General features: G+C 77.3%; 14 protein-coding genes. 7 read left to right on the forward strand and 7 right to left on the reverse strand.

From position 1 onward, the window contains the following. Positions 1–164: 164 nt before the first annotated feature. Complete coding sequence (locus K1J50_RS13380) at positions 165–926, reverse strand: creatininase family protein (protein WP_220118214.1); 762 nt, start codon at positions 924–926, stop codon at positions 165–167. A gap of 488 nt (positions 927–1,414) precedes the next feature. Between K1J50_RS13380 and K1J50_RS13385 the strand changes: the two genes are divergently transcribed. The 5 genes from K1J50_RS13385 (at position 1,415) to K1J50_RS13405 (ending at position 6,720) form a co-directional block, all read left to right on the forward strand. After that, positions 1,415–1,957: a SixA phosphatase family protein gene (locus K1J50_RS13385; protein WP_220118215.1), complete on the forward strand. Its 543-nt coding sequence runs from the start codon at positions 1,415–1,417 to the stop codon at positions 1,955–1,957. Continuing rightward, positions 1,954–3,648, forward strand: coding sequence for a CYTH and CHAD domain-containing protein (locus tag K1J50_RS13390; protein WP_220118216.1), 1,695 nt, complete (start codon positions 1,954–1,956; stop codon positions 3,646–3,648). The genes K1J50_RS13385 and K1J50_RS13390 overlap by 4 nt, the downstream gene beginning before the upstream one ends. A gap of 177 nt (positions 3,649–3,825) precedes the next feature. Continuing rightward, complete coding sequence (locus K1J50_RS13395) at positions 3,826–4,353, forward strand: thermonuclease family protein (RefSeq protein ID WP_220118217.1); 528 nt, start codon at positions 3,826–3,828, stop codon at positions 4,351–4,353. A gap of 159 nt (positions 4,354–4,512) precedes the next feature. After that, positions 4,513–5,823, forward strand: a complete 1,311-nt coding sequence (gene gltA, locus K1J50_RS13400; protein WP_220118218.1) for a citrate synthase — start codon at positions 4,513–4,515, stop codon at positions 5,821–5,823. A 234-nt stretch (positions 5,824–6,057) separates the two neighbouring features. Beyond that, positions 6,058–6,720, forward strand: a complete 663-nt coding sequence (locus tag K1J50_RS13405; protein WP_220118219.1) for a hypothetical protein — start codon at positions 6,058–6,060, stop codon at positions 6,718–6,720. Between the two features lie 170 nt (positions 6,721–6,890). Here the strand turns inward: K1J50_RS13405 and asnB are convergent, their stop codons facing one another. The 5 genes from asnB to K1J50_RS13430 all read right to left on the reverse strand — a co-directional run bounded on the left by asnB (position 6,891) and on the right by K1J50_RS13430 (position 12,101). Next, on the reverse strand, positions 6,891–8,660 hold the full coding sequence (asnB, locus tag K1J50_RS13410; protein WP_220118220.1) for an asparagine synthase (glutamine-hydrolyzing): 1,770 nt from the start codon (positions 8,658–8,660) through the stop codon (positions 6,891–6,893). Then, on the reverse strand, positions 8,660–9,706 hold the full coding sequence (locus K1J50_RS13415) for a glycosyltransferase (protein WP_220118221.1): 1,047 nt from the start codon (positions 9,704–9,706) through the stop codon (positions 8,660–8,662). The genes asnB and K1J50_RS13415 overlap by 1 nt, the downstream gene beginning before the upstream one ends. Further along, positions 9,703–10,524 (reverse strand): glycosyltransferase family 2 protein, encoded by an 822-nt coding sequence (locus K1J50_RS13420; protein ID WP_220118222.1) that lies wholly within the window; start codon positions 10,522–10,524, stop codon positions 9,703–9,705. The genes K1J50_RS13415 and K1J50_RS13420 overlap by 4 nt, the downstream gene beginning before the upstream one ends. After that, positions 10,521–11,498 carry a glycosyltransferase family 9 protein gene (locus K1J50_RS13425; RefSeq protein ID WP_220118223.1) on the reverse strand — a complete coding sequence of 326 codons (978 nt, stop codon included), beginning with the start codon at positions 11,496–11,498 and terminating at the stop codon, positions 10,521–10,523. Before K1J50_RS13425 ends, K1J50_RS13420 begins: the two co-directional genes overlap by 4 nt. Before the next feature lie 96 nt (positions 11,499–11,594). Next, a complete protein-coding gene (locus K1J50_RS13430) occupies positions 11,595–12,101 on the reverse strand; it encodes a cupin domain-containing protein (protein WP_220118224.1) in 507 nt (168 codons plus the stop codon). A 341-nt stretch (positions 12,102–12,442) separates the two neighbouring features. Here K1J50_RS13430 and K1J50_RS13435 point away from each other — a divergent pair, with 341 nt between their 5' ends. After that, positions 12,443–13,558: a flagellar motor protein MotB gene (locus tag K1J50_RS13435; RefSeq protein WP_220118225.1), complete on the forward strand. Its 1,116-nt coding sequence runs from the start codon at positions 12,443–12,445 to the stop codon at positions 13,556–13,558. After that, positions 13,555–14,421: a flagellar motor stator protein MotA gene (motA, locus tag K1J50_RS13440; RefSeq protein WP_220118226.1), complete on the forward strand. Its 867-nt coding sequence runs from the start codon at positions 13,555–13,557 to the stop codon at positions 14,419–14,421. The genes K1J50_RS13435 and motA overlap by 4 nt, the downstream gene beginning before the upstream one ends. 107 nt (positions 14,422–14,528) lie before the next feature. Here motA and K1J50_RS13445 read toward each other — a convergent pair whose 3' ends face one another. Beyond that, positions 14,529–15,824, reverse strand: coding sequence for an RsmB/NOP family class I SAM-dependent RNA methyltransferase (locus K1J50_RS13445; RefSeq protein WP_220118227.1), 1,296 nt, complete (start codon positions 15,822–15,824; stop codon positions 14,529–14,531). Between the last annotated feature and the right edge of the window lie 36 nt (positions 15,825–15,860).

Raw genomic sequence — 15,860 nt, forward strand, 5'->3', positions numbered from 1 at the left:
GGTTGCCTTCCCGCGCGACGCCGAACGCTACAGGCCCCGCAGCGCCATCGCGCGAACCTTCTGCCGCATCGAGGATTCCCGCGGCATCGCCACCCGATACGACAGGACCGCCCGCAACTTCCTCGCCGCCGCCATCACCTACCGGGCGCGATTGAGTCCAGAGCCTAGCGCCAGAGCGCCTCGTTCTGCAGCAGCGTCGCGATCCGCTCCGCCACCGCGGCGAGGATCCGCTCGCCCTTCTCCGCGCTCGCCGTCCGCGCGTCGCCGATCACGCCGCTCGGCGTCAGCTCCTTGAACGACCGGCGCCGGGCGAGCGCCGCGGGCTGGCCCGCGACGCGCGTCGAGGACGGCCCCACCGCCTCGGCCATCCGTTCGCGCCGCACCGCCTCCGGCAGCAGCGCCAGCATCAGCGAGGTCTCGGCCTCGCAAGCGTGCAGCAGGCCGGGCTGGCGATCGAGCAGCGGCGCGATCGCCTCCGCCGCGAGGTGCCAGTAGGTGCCTGCCGCCACAGCAATGCCGAGCTCGACCGAGAGCTCGGTCGCCGCCACCGCCACCGCCTCGGCGTTGCCGCCATGGCCGTTGAGCAGCATCACGCGCCGGAACCCGGCGCGCGCGGCGGAGCGCACGACGCCGCCGAGCACCGCGGCGAAGGCGGCGTAGTCCAGCGTCACCGTGCCGCCGAAGGCGACGTGGTGCTCGGCGAGCCCGGTCCAGACGCAGGGCGTCACCACCGCCGGCGTGCCCCGCTCGCCGAGCAGCCGCGCCACGCACTGCGCCACCGCGGTGGCGCAGACGATGTCCACCCCGGTCGCGAGGTGCGGCCCGTGCTGCTCGAGCGAGGCGACCGGCACGATCACCAGCGCGCCGGCCGCCGCGCGCGCGTTCAGCTCCGCCGCCGTCAGGCGCATCCATTCGATCTCCGCCACCGCGCGCTCTCCTTCTCCGCACCGCGATCGTGCGCCGCCCCGGCGCGCGGTCAAGTCGCGGCGTCCGTCGCGGACGCGGCGTGGTCCTCGACGGCGAGGCGAAGCACTCGCGCGCGGCGGTCGCCGTCTAGCCGCTCCCCTCGGTCGCCGCGCCGCCGGGGCCGCTCTCCCGCCCTGGGAGGCGTCCGGCGCCCTGCGTCGGAGCGGCCCGGCCCCGGTCGCGGCCGCCGCCCCGCGGAACGCGGCCGGCCGGGGGATCGCGCCGTGCGCCCGGCAGCCGGCGCAGGGCGCGGCACGCGGCCAGAGGCGCCGGGCGGAGTACCACCGCGCCGCGGAGGCATCGCCCGCGTCCTGTGCGCTCGCCCGCCCTGCCGCCGCTGGTTGCCGGCGCGGGCGGGACGGGCCATCTCGCGGCGGCGGAGCGGGGGCGGCGCCGTCTGCCCCGCGACACGTCCCGCCCGCCGTGCCAGGATGCCGCCGAGACGACCATGCGCCAGCTCCTGCTGCTGCGGCACGCCAAGTCCTCCTGGGACGACCCCCGGCTCCCCGACCACGCGCGGCCGCTGAATGCGCGCGGACGCCGCGGCGCGGCCGCGATGGCCCGCGCGATGCGCGACCTCGGCCTGGCGCCCGAGGTGGTGCTCGTCTCCTCCGCGCGGCGCACGCTGCAGACGCTGGAGGCGCTCGCCCCGCTGCCCGACAGCCCCATCGTCGAGCCGATGGACGCGCTCTACCTCGCCACGCCGCAAGTCCTGCTCGCGACCCTCCGGCGCGTCCCCGAGACCGCGCGCAGCGTCCTGCTGATCGGCCACAACCCTGGCCTGCACGAGCTCGCCCTGGCGCTGGTCGGCGCCGGGGGGATGGCGGCGCCAGCCGCGGGGGCGGCGGCGCGCCGCCTCGCCGAGTCCTATCCGACCGGGGCGCTGGCGGAGTTCGCGATCGCCACGCCCTGGCGGCTGCTCGAGGCCGGCGGCGGGCGCCTGGTGCGCTTCCTGACCCCGAGCGACCTGCCCGAGATGGCCGTCCCGTGAAGGCCGAGGCCGGCGAGGAAGGCGCGGAGCCCGCGGCGGCGCCCGATCTCCGCGCCGGTCCGGAGGGCGGCCGCGCCGGACGGCTCGCGCTCGAACTCGCCTTCACCGAGCCGCAGGCGGCGGCCCGGCTCACCCGGCAGGCGGCCTGGCGGGAGGCGGCCGGCGGCCCCCGCCGTGGCGGACGGCGGGCGGTGCCGGTCGCGCTGTCCTGGCACGACACCGCGGCCGCCGGCCCGGGGGGCGGCGCGCTCGCCCGGCGCGGGCTGGCGCTGGAGATGCCGCGGCGCGGCCCGCGGCGCCTGGTGCGCAGCCTGCCCGCGCCGGAGGCGCCCTGGCGCCCCGGAACGCCGCCGGAGCGGATCGCGACCCTCGCCGACGAGGCGGCCCCCTGGGCCGACAGCGCGGGGCTGGACGCGGCGGAGCGGGCGGCGCCCCTGGTTCCCCTCGCCGCCTTCGAGGGACGCTGCGCGCGCTTCGTCCTCGCCGGCCGCGGCGACGGCGACGCCGCGGCGGCGATCGAGGCCCGCCTGCTGACCGGCCGGCTGCGGGCGGCGAGCGGGGCGGAGCACGACGTGGCGCGCCTCCTCCTCGCCGGGCCGGCGGAGCCGGTGCTGGCGCTCGCGCGGGCGCTCGCGACCACCCTGCCCCTGCTGCCGCCCCGCGCGGCCCTCGCCGAGGAGGCCCGCGCGCTCGCGCGCGGCGAGCCGGTGCGCCCCCGCCGGGCCGGCCCGCCGGCGCTGCAGGCGGCGGAAGAGGCGCGCGCGGCGCTCGGCCGCGCGCTCGGCCACCTGACGGAGGCGCTGCTGTTCCACGCGCCGCTGGCCCGGCAGGAGGCCGGACCGGAAGGCGTGCACCAGATGCGGGTCGCGCTGCGCCGGCTGCGCTCCGTGCTGAGCCTGTTCCGCGCGGTCGCCTCGGCGGAGGAGCGGCCCGCGCTGCGCGCCTTCGCGACGCGGCTGCGGGCGCTCGCCCGCACGCTCGGCCCGGCGCGCGACTGGGACGTGTTCCTCGGCGGCCTCGCCGCCGAGCTCGCCGCGGCGGCGCCGGGAGAGCCGCGCCTGGCCGACCTGCTGCGCGCCGCCGAGGCGCGGCGGGCCGAGGCCTACGCGCTGCTGCGCGCGGCGCTGGACGGGCCGGAATTCCGCGTCCTCGTCTGCGACGCGCTCGCCCTCGCGCTGCGCTTCGCCGCCCCGGAGGCGCGCGACGCCGCGGCGCGCACGCCGCCCTCCGATCCGCCGCCGGAGCCGCTGACCCGGTTCGCCGCGGCCGCGCTCGAGCGCCGCTGGCGCAAGCTGCGCGGCTGCGCCCGGGCGGCGTTCTCGGCCGAGGCGGGGGAGGAGGCGCTGCACGCGCTGCGCCTCGAGGGCAAGCGCCTGCGCTACGCCGCCGAGATCTTCGCGCCGCTCTGGCCGGGCCGGGAATCGCGGCGCTTCGTCAAGGACCTCGCGGCGCTGCAGGAGGCGCTCGGCCTGGTCAACGACGCCGCCACGGCGCGCCGCCTGGTCGCGGCGCTGGCGCTGCCCGCGATGCCGCACGGCGCCGCGGCGGAGGCGGCGCGGCGCGAGGACCGGGCGTGGGCGGTCGGCCTGGCGGAAGGCTTCGTGCTCGCCCGCACGCGCCGCGCCCGCAAGCGGGCCCTGCGCGCCTGGGACTCGCTGCGGGAGCGCGCGCCCTTCCGGAACGGCCGGTGAGGGGGACGCCGCTCTCCGGACGTGGAATCAAAGGCAGGAACGCTCTCCTTCGCCTCACGTCTGATGTTATGGAAACTGTTGGACTCCGTCCGGCGGCTGGGCTAGGCACCGTCCGTGCTGCCCCGGCGACGCATCTTCCGACACCGGCGCCTCGCCGCCCGCCCCCGGCGCGGCGGGGTGGCGCTGATCGCCCTCGGCGGCTTCGCGCTCGGCCTGTTCGGGCTCGATCCGTCGTCGCCGCTGCTGCGCTCCGCGCCGCCCGAGCAGATCGTGTCCGCCGCCGCGGACGAGGTGCACGTGGTGGACGGCGAGACGCTGCGTCTCGGCGGCCGCACCTTCCGCCTGGTCGGCCTGGAGGCGCCGGGGCGCGGCACGCGCTGCGGCGGCGCGGAGCCGGCCTTCGATTGCGGCGCGGCCGCCGCGGCGGCGCTGGCGCGCCTCGTCGCGGAGCAGGAGGTGACATGCCGGCTGCGCGGGCGCGACCGCGCCGGGCACGGCCTCGGCCTCTGCGAGGCGCGGGCGACGGCCGCCGCGGCCGCGGCGGTCGAGCTCAGCCACGCGATGGTGGCCGGCGGCTGGGCGGTCGCCCGGGACGACGCGCCGCCCGCGCTGCGCCCGGCGGAATCCGAGGCACGCCGCGCCGGGCGCGGGCTCTGGGCCGGCGACAGCCGGGGCTGGCCGGACGCCTGGCGCGGGCGGCGCTGAACCGGCCGCGGGGCGCGTCCGGGGGGAGCGTTGCAATGCGAGGGCAGGCGCCGGTATCTTGCGCCGCATCATGACCGGATCGCGAGGATCGTGCCGCGGCGGCCGCGCCCGGCGCGGTGCCCGCCCCCGGCACCGACACCTTGCAGGAAAGAGCGCGCCATGAGCAGCAGGACCACCGGGTCCGTTACCATCACGCTGGACGGCTCGAACCGCAGCGCGAGCTTCCCCCTGCTCAGCGGCACCCTGGGCCCCCAGGCGGTGGACATCCGCAAGCTCTACGGCGAGCTCGGCATCTTCACCTACGATCCGGGCTACGGCGCGACGGCGAGCTGCGAGAGCCGCATCACCTACATCGACGGCGACGAGGGCGTGCTGCTCTACCGCGGCTACCCGATCGAGCAGCTCGCCGAGCGGAGCGACTTCATCGAGGTCGCCTACCTGCTGATGTACGGCGAACTGCCGACCCGGGCGCAGCTCGCCGAGTTCGAGCGCGGCGTGACCCGGCACACCATGCTGCACGAGCAGATCCGCCGCTTCTACGACGGCTTCCGGCGCGACGCGCACCCGATGGCGGTGATGTGCGGCGTAGTCGGCGCGATGAGCGCCTTCTACCACGACACGCTCGACATCAACGACCCCGAGCAGCGGCGCATCGCCGCCTTCCGGCTGATCGCCAAGGTGCCGACGATCGCCGCCTGGGCCTACAAGTACGCGATCGGCCAGCCCTTCATGTACCCGCGGAACGACCTGAAGTACGCGGAGAACTTCCTCTACATGCTGAACGCGGTGCCGGCCGAGCCGTACCGGGTGAACCCGGTGCTGGCGCGCGCCATGGACCGCATCCTGGTGCTGCACGCGGACCACGAGCAGAACGCCTCGACCTCGACCGTGCGCCTCGCCGGCTCGACCGGCGCCAACCCCTACGCCTGCATCGCCGCCGGCATCGCCGCGCTGTGGGGGCCGGCGCACGGCGGAGCGAACGAGGCGGTGCTCAAGATGCTCGCCGAGATCGGCCACCCGAAGAACATCCCGGACTTCATCCGCCGGGTGAAGGCGAAGGACAGCAACGTCCGGCTGATGGGCTTCGGCCATCGCGTGTACAAGAACTTCGACCCGCGCGCGAAGATCATGCGCCAGACCTGCCACGAGGTGCTGGCCGAGCTCGGCATCAAGGACGAGCCGCTGCTCGACCTCGCGATGGAGCTCGAGCGCATCGCGCTGGAGGACGAGTACTTCCTCAGCCGCAAGCTCTATCCGAACGTGGACTTCTACTCCGGCATCATCCTCAAGGCGCTGGGCATCCCGACCTCGATGTTCACCGTCATCTTCGCCGTGGCGCGCACGGTCGGCTGGGTGAGCCAGTGGAAGGAACTGATCGAGGATCCCTCGCAGCGCATCGGCCGGCCGCGGCAAGTCTATACGGGCCCCGGCAAGCGCGACTACGTCCCCCTGGACGCGCGCCAAGCCTGAACGCCCCCCGCGCCGAAGCCGGCCGCCCGCGCCGGCGTCTCGCGACTGCCCCCGCCGGGGCCGGCGGCGCCCGCCGAGAACACAATGATTGCAGGATCCCAGGCCGCGCCAACCACCGGTGGCGCGGCCTGATCGTTAATTCGCACCCCCCCACCGCCAGGCGCTTGATGCGGCGTGCACGATGTTCTCTATTTTCGCCAATCGGTTGAATAAGCAGGGGGTATAACTCTTCTGATGAGCGCATACGCGAGGATCGCCTCCCGTCGCACGCTCGACCAGCTGGTGCGCCAGCGGCTGCGCACCTGGCCGCAACGGCCCCCGGGGGCCAAGGTGCTCGGCCCCCAGGGGACCTGGCTGCGCGCACGGCCCGGACCGCCCGCCTCGGCCTGCCAGCCCTTCCTCAAGCTGCCCGGCTCGAAGCGCCTGCGCACCCTGCCCGACGGGCTCTGGCTGCACTTCAGTCCGAACCCCGACGAGCCCTACTGCGACATCCTCTGCATCGAGGCGTGCGGCTCGCTGCAGAACCTGCTCGACAAGCGCTCCCGCTTCGCGCCGAACACCGGATCGCTGCTCGCCGTCTGCCCCCTTCCCTGGCTGCTCGCCCCGGCGCAGGACGACGACCCGACGCCGCGCTGGCGCCTGATCCGGCTGCTGCGCGCCGAGCCGACCGAGCCGCTGGTGCTGCCGGTGCGCGACATGCGGGTGCTCTACGGCCTGCGCGCGCGCCACTACGAGGGCTTCGCCAGCGGCCAGGTGCCGCACCCCCACGAGTACTTCTGCCCGATGGAGGCCCTGATCGCCGAGCGCGGCCACGAGGACCCGGCGATGTGCGAACTGATCGCCCGCGCCAGCGCCGCCGCGAACTTCTTCCGCCTGCCCGACGGCGGCGGCCGCTGACGGCCCCCGCGCCGCCGGGCGGACGGGAACCGCCGGGCGGCGCCGCGGGCGCGGCGGCGCCCCGCTCCTGAAGCCGTTTCCGCTCCGCGGTGCGCGCGGCAGCGGCTCCGGCGCGTTGTCTGCCGGGCGGATTCCCGCTCCCGGCTGATTCGAGCCGTCCGCGATCCGCTCTAGCGGGCCTCCAGGGCGGCGAACACGTCCATCGCCGCGATCTCGCGCCGCCCCTCGATGTGGCGCCGGTGCCAGAGGGCGTAGAACAGCAGGTGCCAGGCCGCCGCCGCCGCGTGGCGGCTGCGCCCGGCATGGGCGAACAGCGCGACCACGCGCTCCGGCCGCGCCGCCTCCGCCACCCCCGGCTGCGCCGCGACCAGCGGCCCAAGGCGCTGCGCCTCCGCGGCGATCCAGGCGCCGATCGGCACGGTGAAGCCCTGCTTCGGCGCGAAGGGCTCGCAGGCCGGGAAGTGCCGCGCCAGCCACCGGCGCAGGATCCACTTCCCGGCATGGCCGCGCACCTTGAGCGCATCGGGCAGGCGGAACGCCGCCGCCGCCACGCCGGGATCGAGGAAGGGCGTGCGCCCCTCCACCCCGTGCGCCATCAGGCAGCGGTCGAGCTTGATCAGCAGGTCGTTCGGCAGCCAGTCGGCGACGTCGAGCGCCTGCGCCGCCTGCAGCCGCGTCCGCCCGCCCGCCGCCGCCGCCTCCGCGGCCGCGATGCCGTCGCGCCAGCCCCTCGGCGCCTCGCGCAGCACCGGGCCGACCCGGTCGAAGGTGCCGCGCGCCCGCGGCGCCTTGCCGCCGAGCCACCAGGGGCGCATCGCCGCGCGGTGGCGGCCGTAGCCGGCGAAGATCTCGTCCCCGCCCTCGCCGCACAGCACCACCTTGATCCCCGCCTCGCGCGCCCGCCGGGCGAGGAACCAGGTCGGGATGATGGCGTAGTCGGCCGCCGGGTCGTCCATGCAGGCGACGATCGCGGGCAGGTGGCGCCAGACGTCGGCGGCGCCGATCAGGATCGTGTCGTGCTCCGCGCCGGCGGCGCGCGCGGCGGCGGCGGCGCGGGCGCGCTCGTCGGCCGCACCGGGCGCGTCGAAGCCCGCCGTGAAGGCGCGCACCGGCCGCTCGTTGAGCCGCGCCATCAGCGCGAGGATCGCCGCGCTGTCGGTGCCGCCCGAGAGGAACATGCCGTAGGGCACGTCGCTCCGCTGGTGCAGCTCCACGCTCTCCGTCAGCGCGGCGTCGAGCCGCTCGAGCGCCGCCTCCTCGCCGATCGCCTCCGGCGGGCCCTCGGGCAGGGCGGGGCGGCGGCGGCGCTCGACCACGGCGCCGTCGGCGATCACGACGGTCTCGCCGGGCAGGACGCGGCGGATGCCTTCGAAGACGGTCTCGGCGCCGGTGGTGAACTGGAGCTGCAGCAGCTCGTCGCGCGCCTCGGCCCGGAGCCGCGGCGCGACCAGGCCGGCGGCGATCAGCGCCTGCGGCTCCGAGGCGAAGGCGAGGCCATCCGGCAGCTCGGCGAGGTAGAGCGGCTTGATGCCGAAGGGGTCGCGCGCCAGCACCACGCGCCGCGCCGCGCGGTCGTGCAGCGCCAGCGCGTACATGCCGCGCAGCCGGTCCACGAAGCCCGCGCCCTCGCGGCGCCAGAGATGCAGCGGCGGCTCGCAGTCGCTCTCGGTGGCGCAGGCGAGCTGGTGGTCGCGGCGCAGCTCCCGGTAGTTGTAGATCTCGCCGTTGGCGCAGAGCGCCGCCGGCCCGACGCGGATCGGCTGGTCGCCGGTGGCGAGGTCGATGATCGCCAGCCGCGTGTGCACCAGGGCGACGCCGCCGGCGAGGTGGCGCCCCCGCCCGTCCGGCCCGCGATGGGCGAGCGCCGCGGCGAGCGCCTCCAGCGCCGCGGGGTCCGGCTCATGGCCGGGCTTCAGCACGAGGCCGGCGAGGCCGCACATCAGCCCGGCCCCACAGCGGTGGTCGCCGGCGCGACGGCGTGCAGGAACGCGCGCCAGCGCGCCAGCACCGGCGCCTCGGCGTGGGCGCGCTCGAACTCCGCCCGCCCGGCGGCGGCGAGCATGGCCGCGCGCGCCGGATCGGCGAGCAGCCCCCCGATCGCGCCGGCCAGCGCCGCCGCGTCCTCGCGCGGCACGAGGAGGCCGGTGGCGCCATCGCGGATCAGCTCGCTCGGCCCCTGCGCCGCCGCCGCCACCACGGGGCGCGCCGCCGACCAGGCCTCCAGCACCACGTTGCCGAGCGGCTCGTGGCGCGAGGGGCAGACGAACACCGCGCAGGCGGCGAGCAGCGCGCCGACGTCCTGGCGCCAGCCGAGGAACGCGACCCGCTCCGCCACGCCGAGCGCGCGCGCGAGCCGCTCGAGCGCCGCCCGCTCCGGCCCCTCGCCGGCCAGCGCGAGGCGCGCCTCGGGCGGCAGCAGCGCCAGCGCCCGCAGCAGCACGTCGAACCCCTTGTTCGGATGCAGCCGCCCGAGCGCGAGCAGCCAGCGCGTCCCCGCGGGCGCCGGCGGCAGCGCGGCGGGCGCGGCGCCGGCCAGGTCGTGCGCGAAATTCGGCACGAAATGCGCCCGCTCGCGCGGCCAGCCCTGGGCCACGAACCACTCGCGCAGCGCCCGGGTGTTGCCGACGAGGTGGTCGCACCGGCGGTAGTACCTGAGGTCGTAGTAGCCGCCGAGGCGCCCGACCAGCGTCCACGGCCCGCGCGGGGCGAAGCGCGCGGCGCGGTTCTGCCAGGCGACCACCACCTGCGGCCGGAAGCGCGCCAGCACGGCGGCGAGGGCGGGCCCGGTGCGCAGGTCGAGATAGCCGCCGAAGCCGAGCTCGACCGGCGCGAGCCCGCCCGCCCTGAGCCGCGCGGCGCGGCCGGGATCGCGCCGGATCACCGCGAGCACCTGCTCGCCCGCCGCGTGCTGGGCGAGGCAGAGGCGCTCGAAGAACGCCTCGGCGCCGCCCATCGGCGCACCGGCCATGACGTGGGCGATCCTCATGGCGCGGGATCGGCGGGCGACGGCCGGGCGGGGGCCGCGCCGCCCCCGCCGTGCCGTTCCGGCTCCAGCTTCGCCTTGAGGTGGGCGAGCAGCGGATAGAGCCCGGCGCAGAGCGCGATCAGCAGCCCCCAGCCACCCTCGCGCCAGCCGCCGCGCGCGAAGTAGCACTTGCAGAAGCGCGAGACGAAGCGGCGCAGGTTGTCCGCCGTCGAGCCGACCTCGCCGCGCGCGACCAGGTCCGCCGCGCGCGCCTCGGTGTAGCGGTCGAGCCGGCGCAGCGTGTCGGAGATGTCGCGGTCCACGTAGTGCACCAGCGCGCAGGCGAGGCGCGGCCCCTCCTCGCCGCGCCACTCGAGGCCGGGGTGCACGCGCTGCGGCTTCCAGCGCTTGGCGCCGCGGCGCGAGAGGCGCGGCACGGAGGTGGTGCCGAAGCTCCCGCCCCAGCCGTGGCGCACCAGGCGCGCGCCGATGTAGTTGTCCACCGGCACCTGGTGCCAGGCGTGGGGCGAGGTGGCGATCACGCGCCGCACCTCGGCGGCGAGGGCGGGCGGGACCCGCTCGTCGGCGTCCACCTCGAGGATCCAGTCGCCGCTGCAGGCGTCGAGCCCGGCGTTGCGCCGCTCGCCCTCGATCTCCCAGGCGCCCTCGAGCACCCGCGCGCCGTGCGCGCGCGCGATCTCGGCGCTGGCGTCGGTGGTGCGGTCGAGCACGACGACGATCTCGTCGGCGAAGGCGAGGGTGGCGAGGCAGTCGGCGAGCTGCGCCGCCTCGTTGCGCGCCACCACCAGGGCAGAGAGGCGGGGCGGCGGCGCGGTCATGCGGCGGCGGCCGGCGTTGCCGCCGCGGCGCGGCCGGGACGGCCGGCGCACGGCCCCTGCGGCGCCGCGCCAAGCAGGCGGCGGGCGGCGGCGAGCGCGTCCGCGACGCCGATCGCCGCCATCGCGCCGGCCGCGGGCGCGCCGGGCGCGGCCACCGCGGCGGCGCGCGCGCCGACGGGGCCGTATTCCTCCGCCGAGGTCGGACCGAACAGGCCGAGCGTCGGCGCCCCGGCCGCAGCGGCAAGGTGCATCGGCCCGGAATCGTTGCCGACGAACAGCGCGCAGCGCGCGAGCGCCGCCGCCGCCTCCGGGACCTCCAGCCGGCCGACCAGGTCGGCCGCCTCCGGCAGCGCGGCGAGCAGCGGCGCGGCCAGGGCGCGCTCCGCCTCGCCCGGGCCGCCGAACACCGCGGCGCGGGCACCGGGGAGCGGGCCGTCGGGCGCGCTGAGCGCACGGTAGAGCGCGACGAACCGCTCCGCCGGCCAGACCTTGCGCGCCCAGTTCGCGGTGGGGCCGAGGCCGATCCAGGGCCCGTCCGCCTCCGGCAGCAGGGCCGCGGCGCGGGCGCGGTCGGCCTCGGCGGTCCAGGCGACGGGGAGCGGCGGGGCGTCCTGCAGCCCGAGCACGGCGGCGAGATGGCCGATCCGGTGCCCGGGCCGCCGCCCGCCGCGCATCACCGCGCGCCGGCGCGCCCGCAGCAGCCAGGCCAGCGCCGAGCCGCGCAGGTCCACCACCAGGTCCCAGCGCACCGGCAGCGCGGCGGCGAGCAGCGCGAGCCAGTGCGCGCGGAAGCGGCGCTTGGCGAGCACGATGGTACGCGCGCGGCCCGGCATGCGCGCGAAGACGCCCTCGGCGACCGGGCCACAGGCGACGGTGATCCGCGCCCCGGGATGGCTGCGGATCAGGTGATCGAGCAGCCCGGTGGAGAGCACCGCGTCGCCGAGGCGGTTGGCGGTGACGAACAGGATGCGCACGGAGGCGCCCTTAGCACGCCGGGCGCCTCGGGGCGAACCGGTCACCCCCGGAAGCCGGGGCGGGGCGGGCCGCCGGGGCGGGAGCGCGGCCCGCCGTCAGCCGCCGGCGGCGGGCGGCGCCTTGTGGATCGGGTCCACCCAGGGCACCTCCTCGGGCTTCTCCACCGGCTCGATGTCGAGATTGACCACCACCGCCTCGTTGTCGCTGCGCACCAGCACGCATTCCAGCGTCTCGTCGGTGCTGGCGTTGATCTCCTGGTGCGGGACGTAGGGCGGCACGTAGATGAAGTCGCCCGGGCCGGCCTCGGCGACGAATTCCAGCCTCTCGCCCCAGCGCATCCGGGCGCGGCCGCGGATCACGTAGATCACGCTCTCCAGCGGGCCGTGGTGGTGCGCGCCGGTCCTGGCGTTGGGATGGATGTGCACCGTGCCGGCCCAGATCCTCTGCGCGCCGACGCGGGCGTAGTTGATCGCCGCGGCGCGGTTCATCCCCGGAGTCTGCGGCGTGTTGGCGTCCAGGCTGTCGCCGGGGATCACGCGGACGCCGGTGTGCTTCCAGCCGTCGGGCGGGATGTCGTGGGGCGCGTGGCCGTCGTGCGGCATGGGTGGGGCTCCGTCCGGGACCGCCGCGGCGGCAGGAACCGGGCCCTGCCGCCGCGCGGGGAACCCGCCAGATAACGCGCCGGCCTCCCGGCACAAGGCCAATCCGGCGCGGCGCGAGAGGCTGCTCCGGCGCGCCCCCCGGCGGAGGAGAGGCTTCTCCGCGCACGCGGCCGGACGCCGCGTCCTGCTCCGCCGGCGCGGCGCGCCGGGCGGCCGCCCCGGCCGGCGCGCCATCGCCCGCGGGAAACCGGGCTTAGCGCCGACTTAAGCATTGCGTGCCAGGATTCCCCGGGGCGGCGCGGCGGGCGCGCACGGCGCCCACAGGCGCGGCGACGGCTGGGATGGCGGGCAGGGGACGCAGGGGAAGGAACGGCGGCAACGTCGTCGTGGTCCGGCGGATCGAGGAAGGCGGGCAGCCGCACCACGGCGGCGCCTGGAAGGTCGCCTATGCCGACTTCGTCACCGCCATGATGGCCTTCTTCCTGCTCATGTGGCTGATCAACGCCACGACGGAGGAGCAGCGCCGCGGCATCGCCGACTTCTTCTCGCCGCACAACCCGCTCGGCCGCTCCGTCTCCGGCTCGGGCGGGATCCTCGGCGGCCGGACGCCGAACGAGGAGGAGGCGATGGTCTCGACCGCCGGCGCGGTGCGCATCGAGCCCGGCCCGCAGCCGATCGTGCCGGAGGCCGAGGAGGACGAGGGCGACACGCCGGGACGCCCCGCGCCGGCCCGCGACGACCCGCCCGGCGAGGAGGCCGCGGAGGCGCGCGCCCCGGCCCCGCCGCAGCGCGCGGCGCCCGCGGCGCGGCCCGCAGTCGCGCCGCCGGCGCCCGCCCCCCGGGACGAGCCGGCACGGGCCGAGGCCGGCGCCGAGCCGCCGCTCCACGCGCAGTCCGAGGCGGCGCTGCGGGCCGAGCTGGCGCGCCGCGAGGCGGCGGAGTTCGAGCGCGCCGCCGAGCAGATCCGCGCCGCTGTGCGCGACGATCCCGCCCTCGCCGACCTCGCCCGCCAATTGCTGGTCGAGCAGACGCCGGAGGGGCTGCGCATCCAGCTCCTGGACGCGGAGCGCCAGCCGATGTTCGCGCTCGGCGACAGCGCGCCGAACGAGCGCGCGCGGGCGCTGCTCGCGCGCATCGCGCCGGTGATCGCGCGCCTGCCCAACGCGATCAGCATCGCCGGCCACACCGACGCGACGCCGTTCCGCGACACCGGTCCGCTCCGGCGCAGCAACTGGGACCTCTCGGCGGAGCGCGCCAACGCTACCCGCCGCGCGCTGGTGGAGGCCGGCGTGCCCGAGGCGCGCATCCGCGCCGTCACCGGCCACGCCGAGCGCGATCCGCTGCTGCCCGAACAGCCCACCGCCGCGGCCAACCGCCGGGTTTCGGTCACGCTGCTGCGGACCGCGCCGCCCGCCGACGCCCCCGCGGCAACGCCGCACCCGGACGCGGCACGATGACCGCCCTGCTCGGCTTCGCGCTGCTGCTGGCGATGGTGTTCGGCGGCTACATGGCCGCCGGCGGCCACCTCGACATCATCCTCAAGGCCCTTCCCTTCGAGCTGATGATCATCGGCGGCGCGGCGGTCGGCGCCCTTCTGATGGCCAATCCGCCCGCCGTGCTGAAGCACACCCTCGGCGCCCTCGGGAAGATCCTCAAGGGCAGCCGATACGCCAAGGCGGACTATGTGGCGCTGCTGAGCCTGCTCTACGGCCTGGTGCGCATCGCCCAGACCAAGGGCCCGATGGGGCTGGAGCCGCACATCGAAAGGCCCGCGGAAAGCCCGGCCTTCGCCCGCTTCCCCGGGATCGTCGCCGACCACCACGCAGTCGCGCTAATCTGCGACTACCTGCGCATGGTCGGCATGAACGCCGACGACCCGCACCAGATCGAGGACGTGATGGCGCGCGAGCTGCGCAAGATCAAGGAGGAGGAACTGCACCCGAGCCACGCCCTGCAGGCGATCGCCGACGCCCTGCCCGCGCTCGGCATCGTCGCCGCCGTGCTCGGAGTGATCAAGACGATGGGGGCGATAGACCAGCCGCCGACGGTGCTGGGCCGGATGATCGGCGGCGCGCTGGTCGGGACCTTCCTCGGCGTGCTGCTCGCCTACGGGCTGGTGGGTCCCCTCGCCGCCCGCCTGAAGGCGGTGGTCGAGGAGGAGTCGCAGTATTACGAGGTGATCCGCGCCGTCCTGGTCGCGCACCTGCACGGCAACGCCCCGCAGGTCGCGGTGGAGACCGGACGCAAGATGGCGCCCAGCGCCCACATGCCGAGCTTCGCCGAGCTCGAGCAGGCGCTGCAGGAGGTGAAGATCGGCTGACGCCGGCGCCGCGCGGCCTCGCATCGGGGGGCCAGGAACGCCGCGCCCCCGGGCCCGCGGGACGGGACCGCCGCGGCGCCGGGCACGGCGGCCAGGCGGGGCCGGCCTCAGCCCGCCGGCGGCGCCTTCGCCTTCGTGAAGCGCGCCACGAAGAACCCGTCCATGCCGCCGCGCGCGGCCCAGAAGTCGGGCCGCGTCCGCAGCCATCCGCCCGGCGCCACCGCCTCCGGAAGACCGGGCACCTCCTCCGGCCGCACCGGATCGAGCGCGAGCCCGAGCGCCGCCGCGCGCGCGAGATGCGCCTCGCCCTCCTCCGGCTGCAGCGAGCAGGTCGCGAACACCAGCCGCCCGCCCGGGCGCAGCAGCCGCGCCGCGTTGGCGAACAGGCGCGCCTGCGCCTCCGCCGCGCTCGGCACGTCGCGCGGGCGCTTCAGGTGCGGCACGTCGGGATGGCGGCGGATCGTGCCGGTCGCCGTGCAGGGCGCATCCAGCAGCACCGCGTCGCAGGCGCCGGCCTCGCCCCAGACCGCCGCGTCCGCCTCGACCACCTCGGCCGGCAGGCGCAGGCGCGCGAGGTTCTCGCGCAGCCGCGCCGCGCGCTTCGGGTCGCGCTCCACCGCCGTCACCGCCGCGCCGGCCAGGACGAGCTGCGCCGTCTTGCCGCCCGGCGCGGCGCAGAGGTCGGCGATCCGCTCGCCGGGGCGCGGCGCGAGCAGGCGCGCGGGCAGCGCCGCGGCAGCGTCCTGCACGAAGAAGGCGCCCTCGGCGAAGCCGGGCAGCTCCGTCACGCGGGTGCCGGGCGGCAGCCGCCAGGAGCCGGTCGGCAGCACCTCCGCGCCCTCGGGCGGCGACGCCTCCGCGCGGACGGGGGTCAGGTCGAGCGGCGCCGGCGCGCGGTGCGCGGCAGCGATGGTGCGCGCCGCCTCCGGCCCGTAGGCGGCATGCCAGGCGCTCCACAGCCAGGCTGGCGTGTCCAGCCGCTCGGCGTCCAGGCCCTCGAGCGCCGCCGGGCCCTGCTCCGCGATCCGGCGCAGCACCGCGTTGACCAGCCCGGCGAAGGGCTTCGGCACCAGCGCCACCGCCGAGGCCACCGCGGCGTGGGGGGGCGTGCCGAGCAGCAGCAGCTCGGCCGCGCCGATGCGCAGCGCGTGGCGCACCACGGGCGGCGGTGCGCGGCGCAGGAAGGGCTCGATCACGGCATCCAGCGAACCCAGCCGCCGCAGCACCGTGGAGGCGATGCGGTGCCCCGCCGCGCGGTCGCGCGGATCGAGCGCCGCGGGCAGCGCGTCCAACGCCTCCTCGAGGGGGCGGCGGCGATCGAGCACCGCCTCGAGCAGGGCGAGGGCGGCGCGGCGCGTCGGCAGGCCCGACGCGGTGCGGGAAGGGGACGAGGCGGGGGGCATGGCGCTGGCAGGTGGAACATGGCCGCCCGTGCCGCC

The organism is Caldovatus aquaticus, assembly GCF_019458025.1.
GTDB lineage: Bacteria > Pseudomonadota > Alphaproteobacteria > Acetobacterales > Acetobacteraceae > Caldovatus > Caldovatus aquaticus.

Excerpts from the sequence above, each read along its gene's own strand:
- K1J50_RS13385 (WP_220118215.1), top strand. The coding sequence starts at position 1,415 with ATGCGCCAGCTCCTGCTGCTGCGGCACGCCAAGTCCTCCTGGGACGAC.
- gltA (WP_220118218.1), top strand. The coding sequence starts at position 4,513 with ATGAGCAGCAGGACCACCGGGTCCGTTACCATCACGCTGGACGGCTCG.
- K1J50_RS13405 (WP_220118219.1), top strand. The coding sequence starts at position 6,058 with ATGAGCGCATACGCGAGGATCGCCTCCCGTCGCACGCTCGACCAGCTG.
- asnB (WP_220118220.1), bottom strand. The coding sequence starts at position 8,660 with ATGTGCGGCCTCGCCGGCCTCGTGCTGAAGCCCGGCCATGAGCCGGAC.
- K1J50_RS13415 (WP_220118221.1), bottom strand. The coding sequence starts at position 9,706 with ATGAGGATCGCCCACGTCATGGCCGGTGCGCCGATGGGCGGCGCCGAG.
- K1J50_RS13420 (WP_220118222.1), bottom strand. The coding sequence starts at position 10,524 with ATGACCGCGCCGCCGCCCCGCCTCTCTGCCCTGGTGGTGGCGCGCAAC.
- K1J50_RS13430 (WP_220118224.1), bottom strand. The coding sequence starts at position 12,101 with ATGCCGCACGACGGCCACGCGCCCCACGACATCCCGCCCGACGGCTGG.
- K1J50_RS13435 (WP_220118225.1), top strand. The coding sequence starts at position 12,443 with ATGGCGGGCAGGGGACGCAGGGGAAGGAACGGCGGCAACGTCGTCGTG.
- motA (WP_220118226.1), top strand. The coding sequence starts at position 13,555 with ATGACCGCCCTGCTCGGCTTCGCGCTGCTGCTGGCGATGGTGTTCGGC.
- K1J50_RS13445 (WP_220118227.1), bottom strand. The coding sequence starts at position 15,824 with ATGCCCCCCGCCTCGTCCCCTTCCCGCACCGCGTCGGGCCTGCCGACG.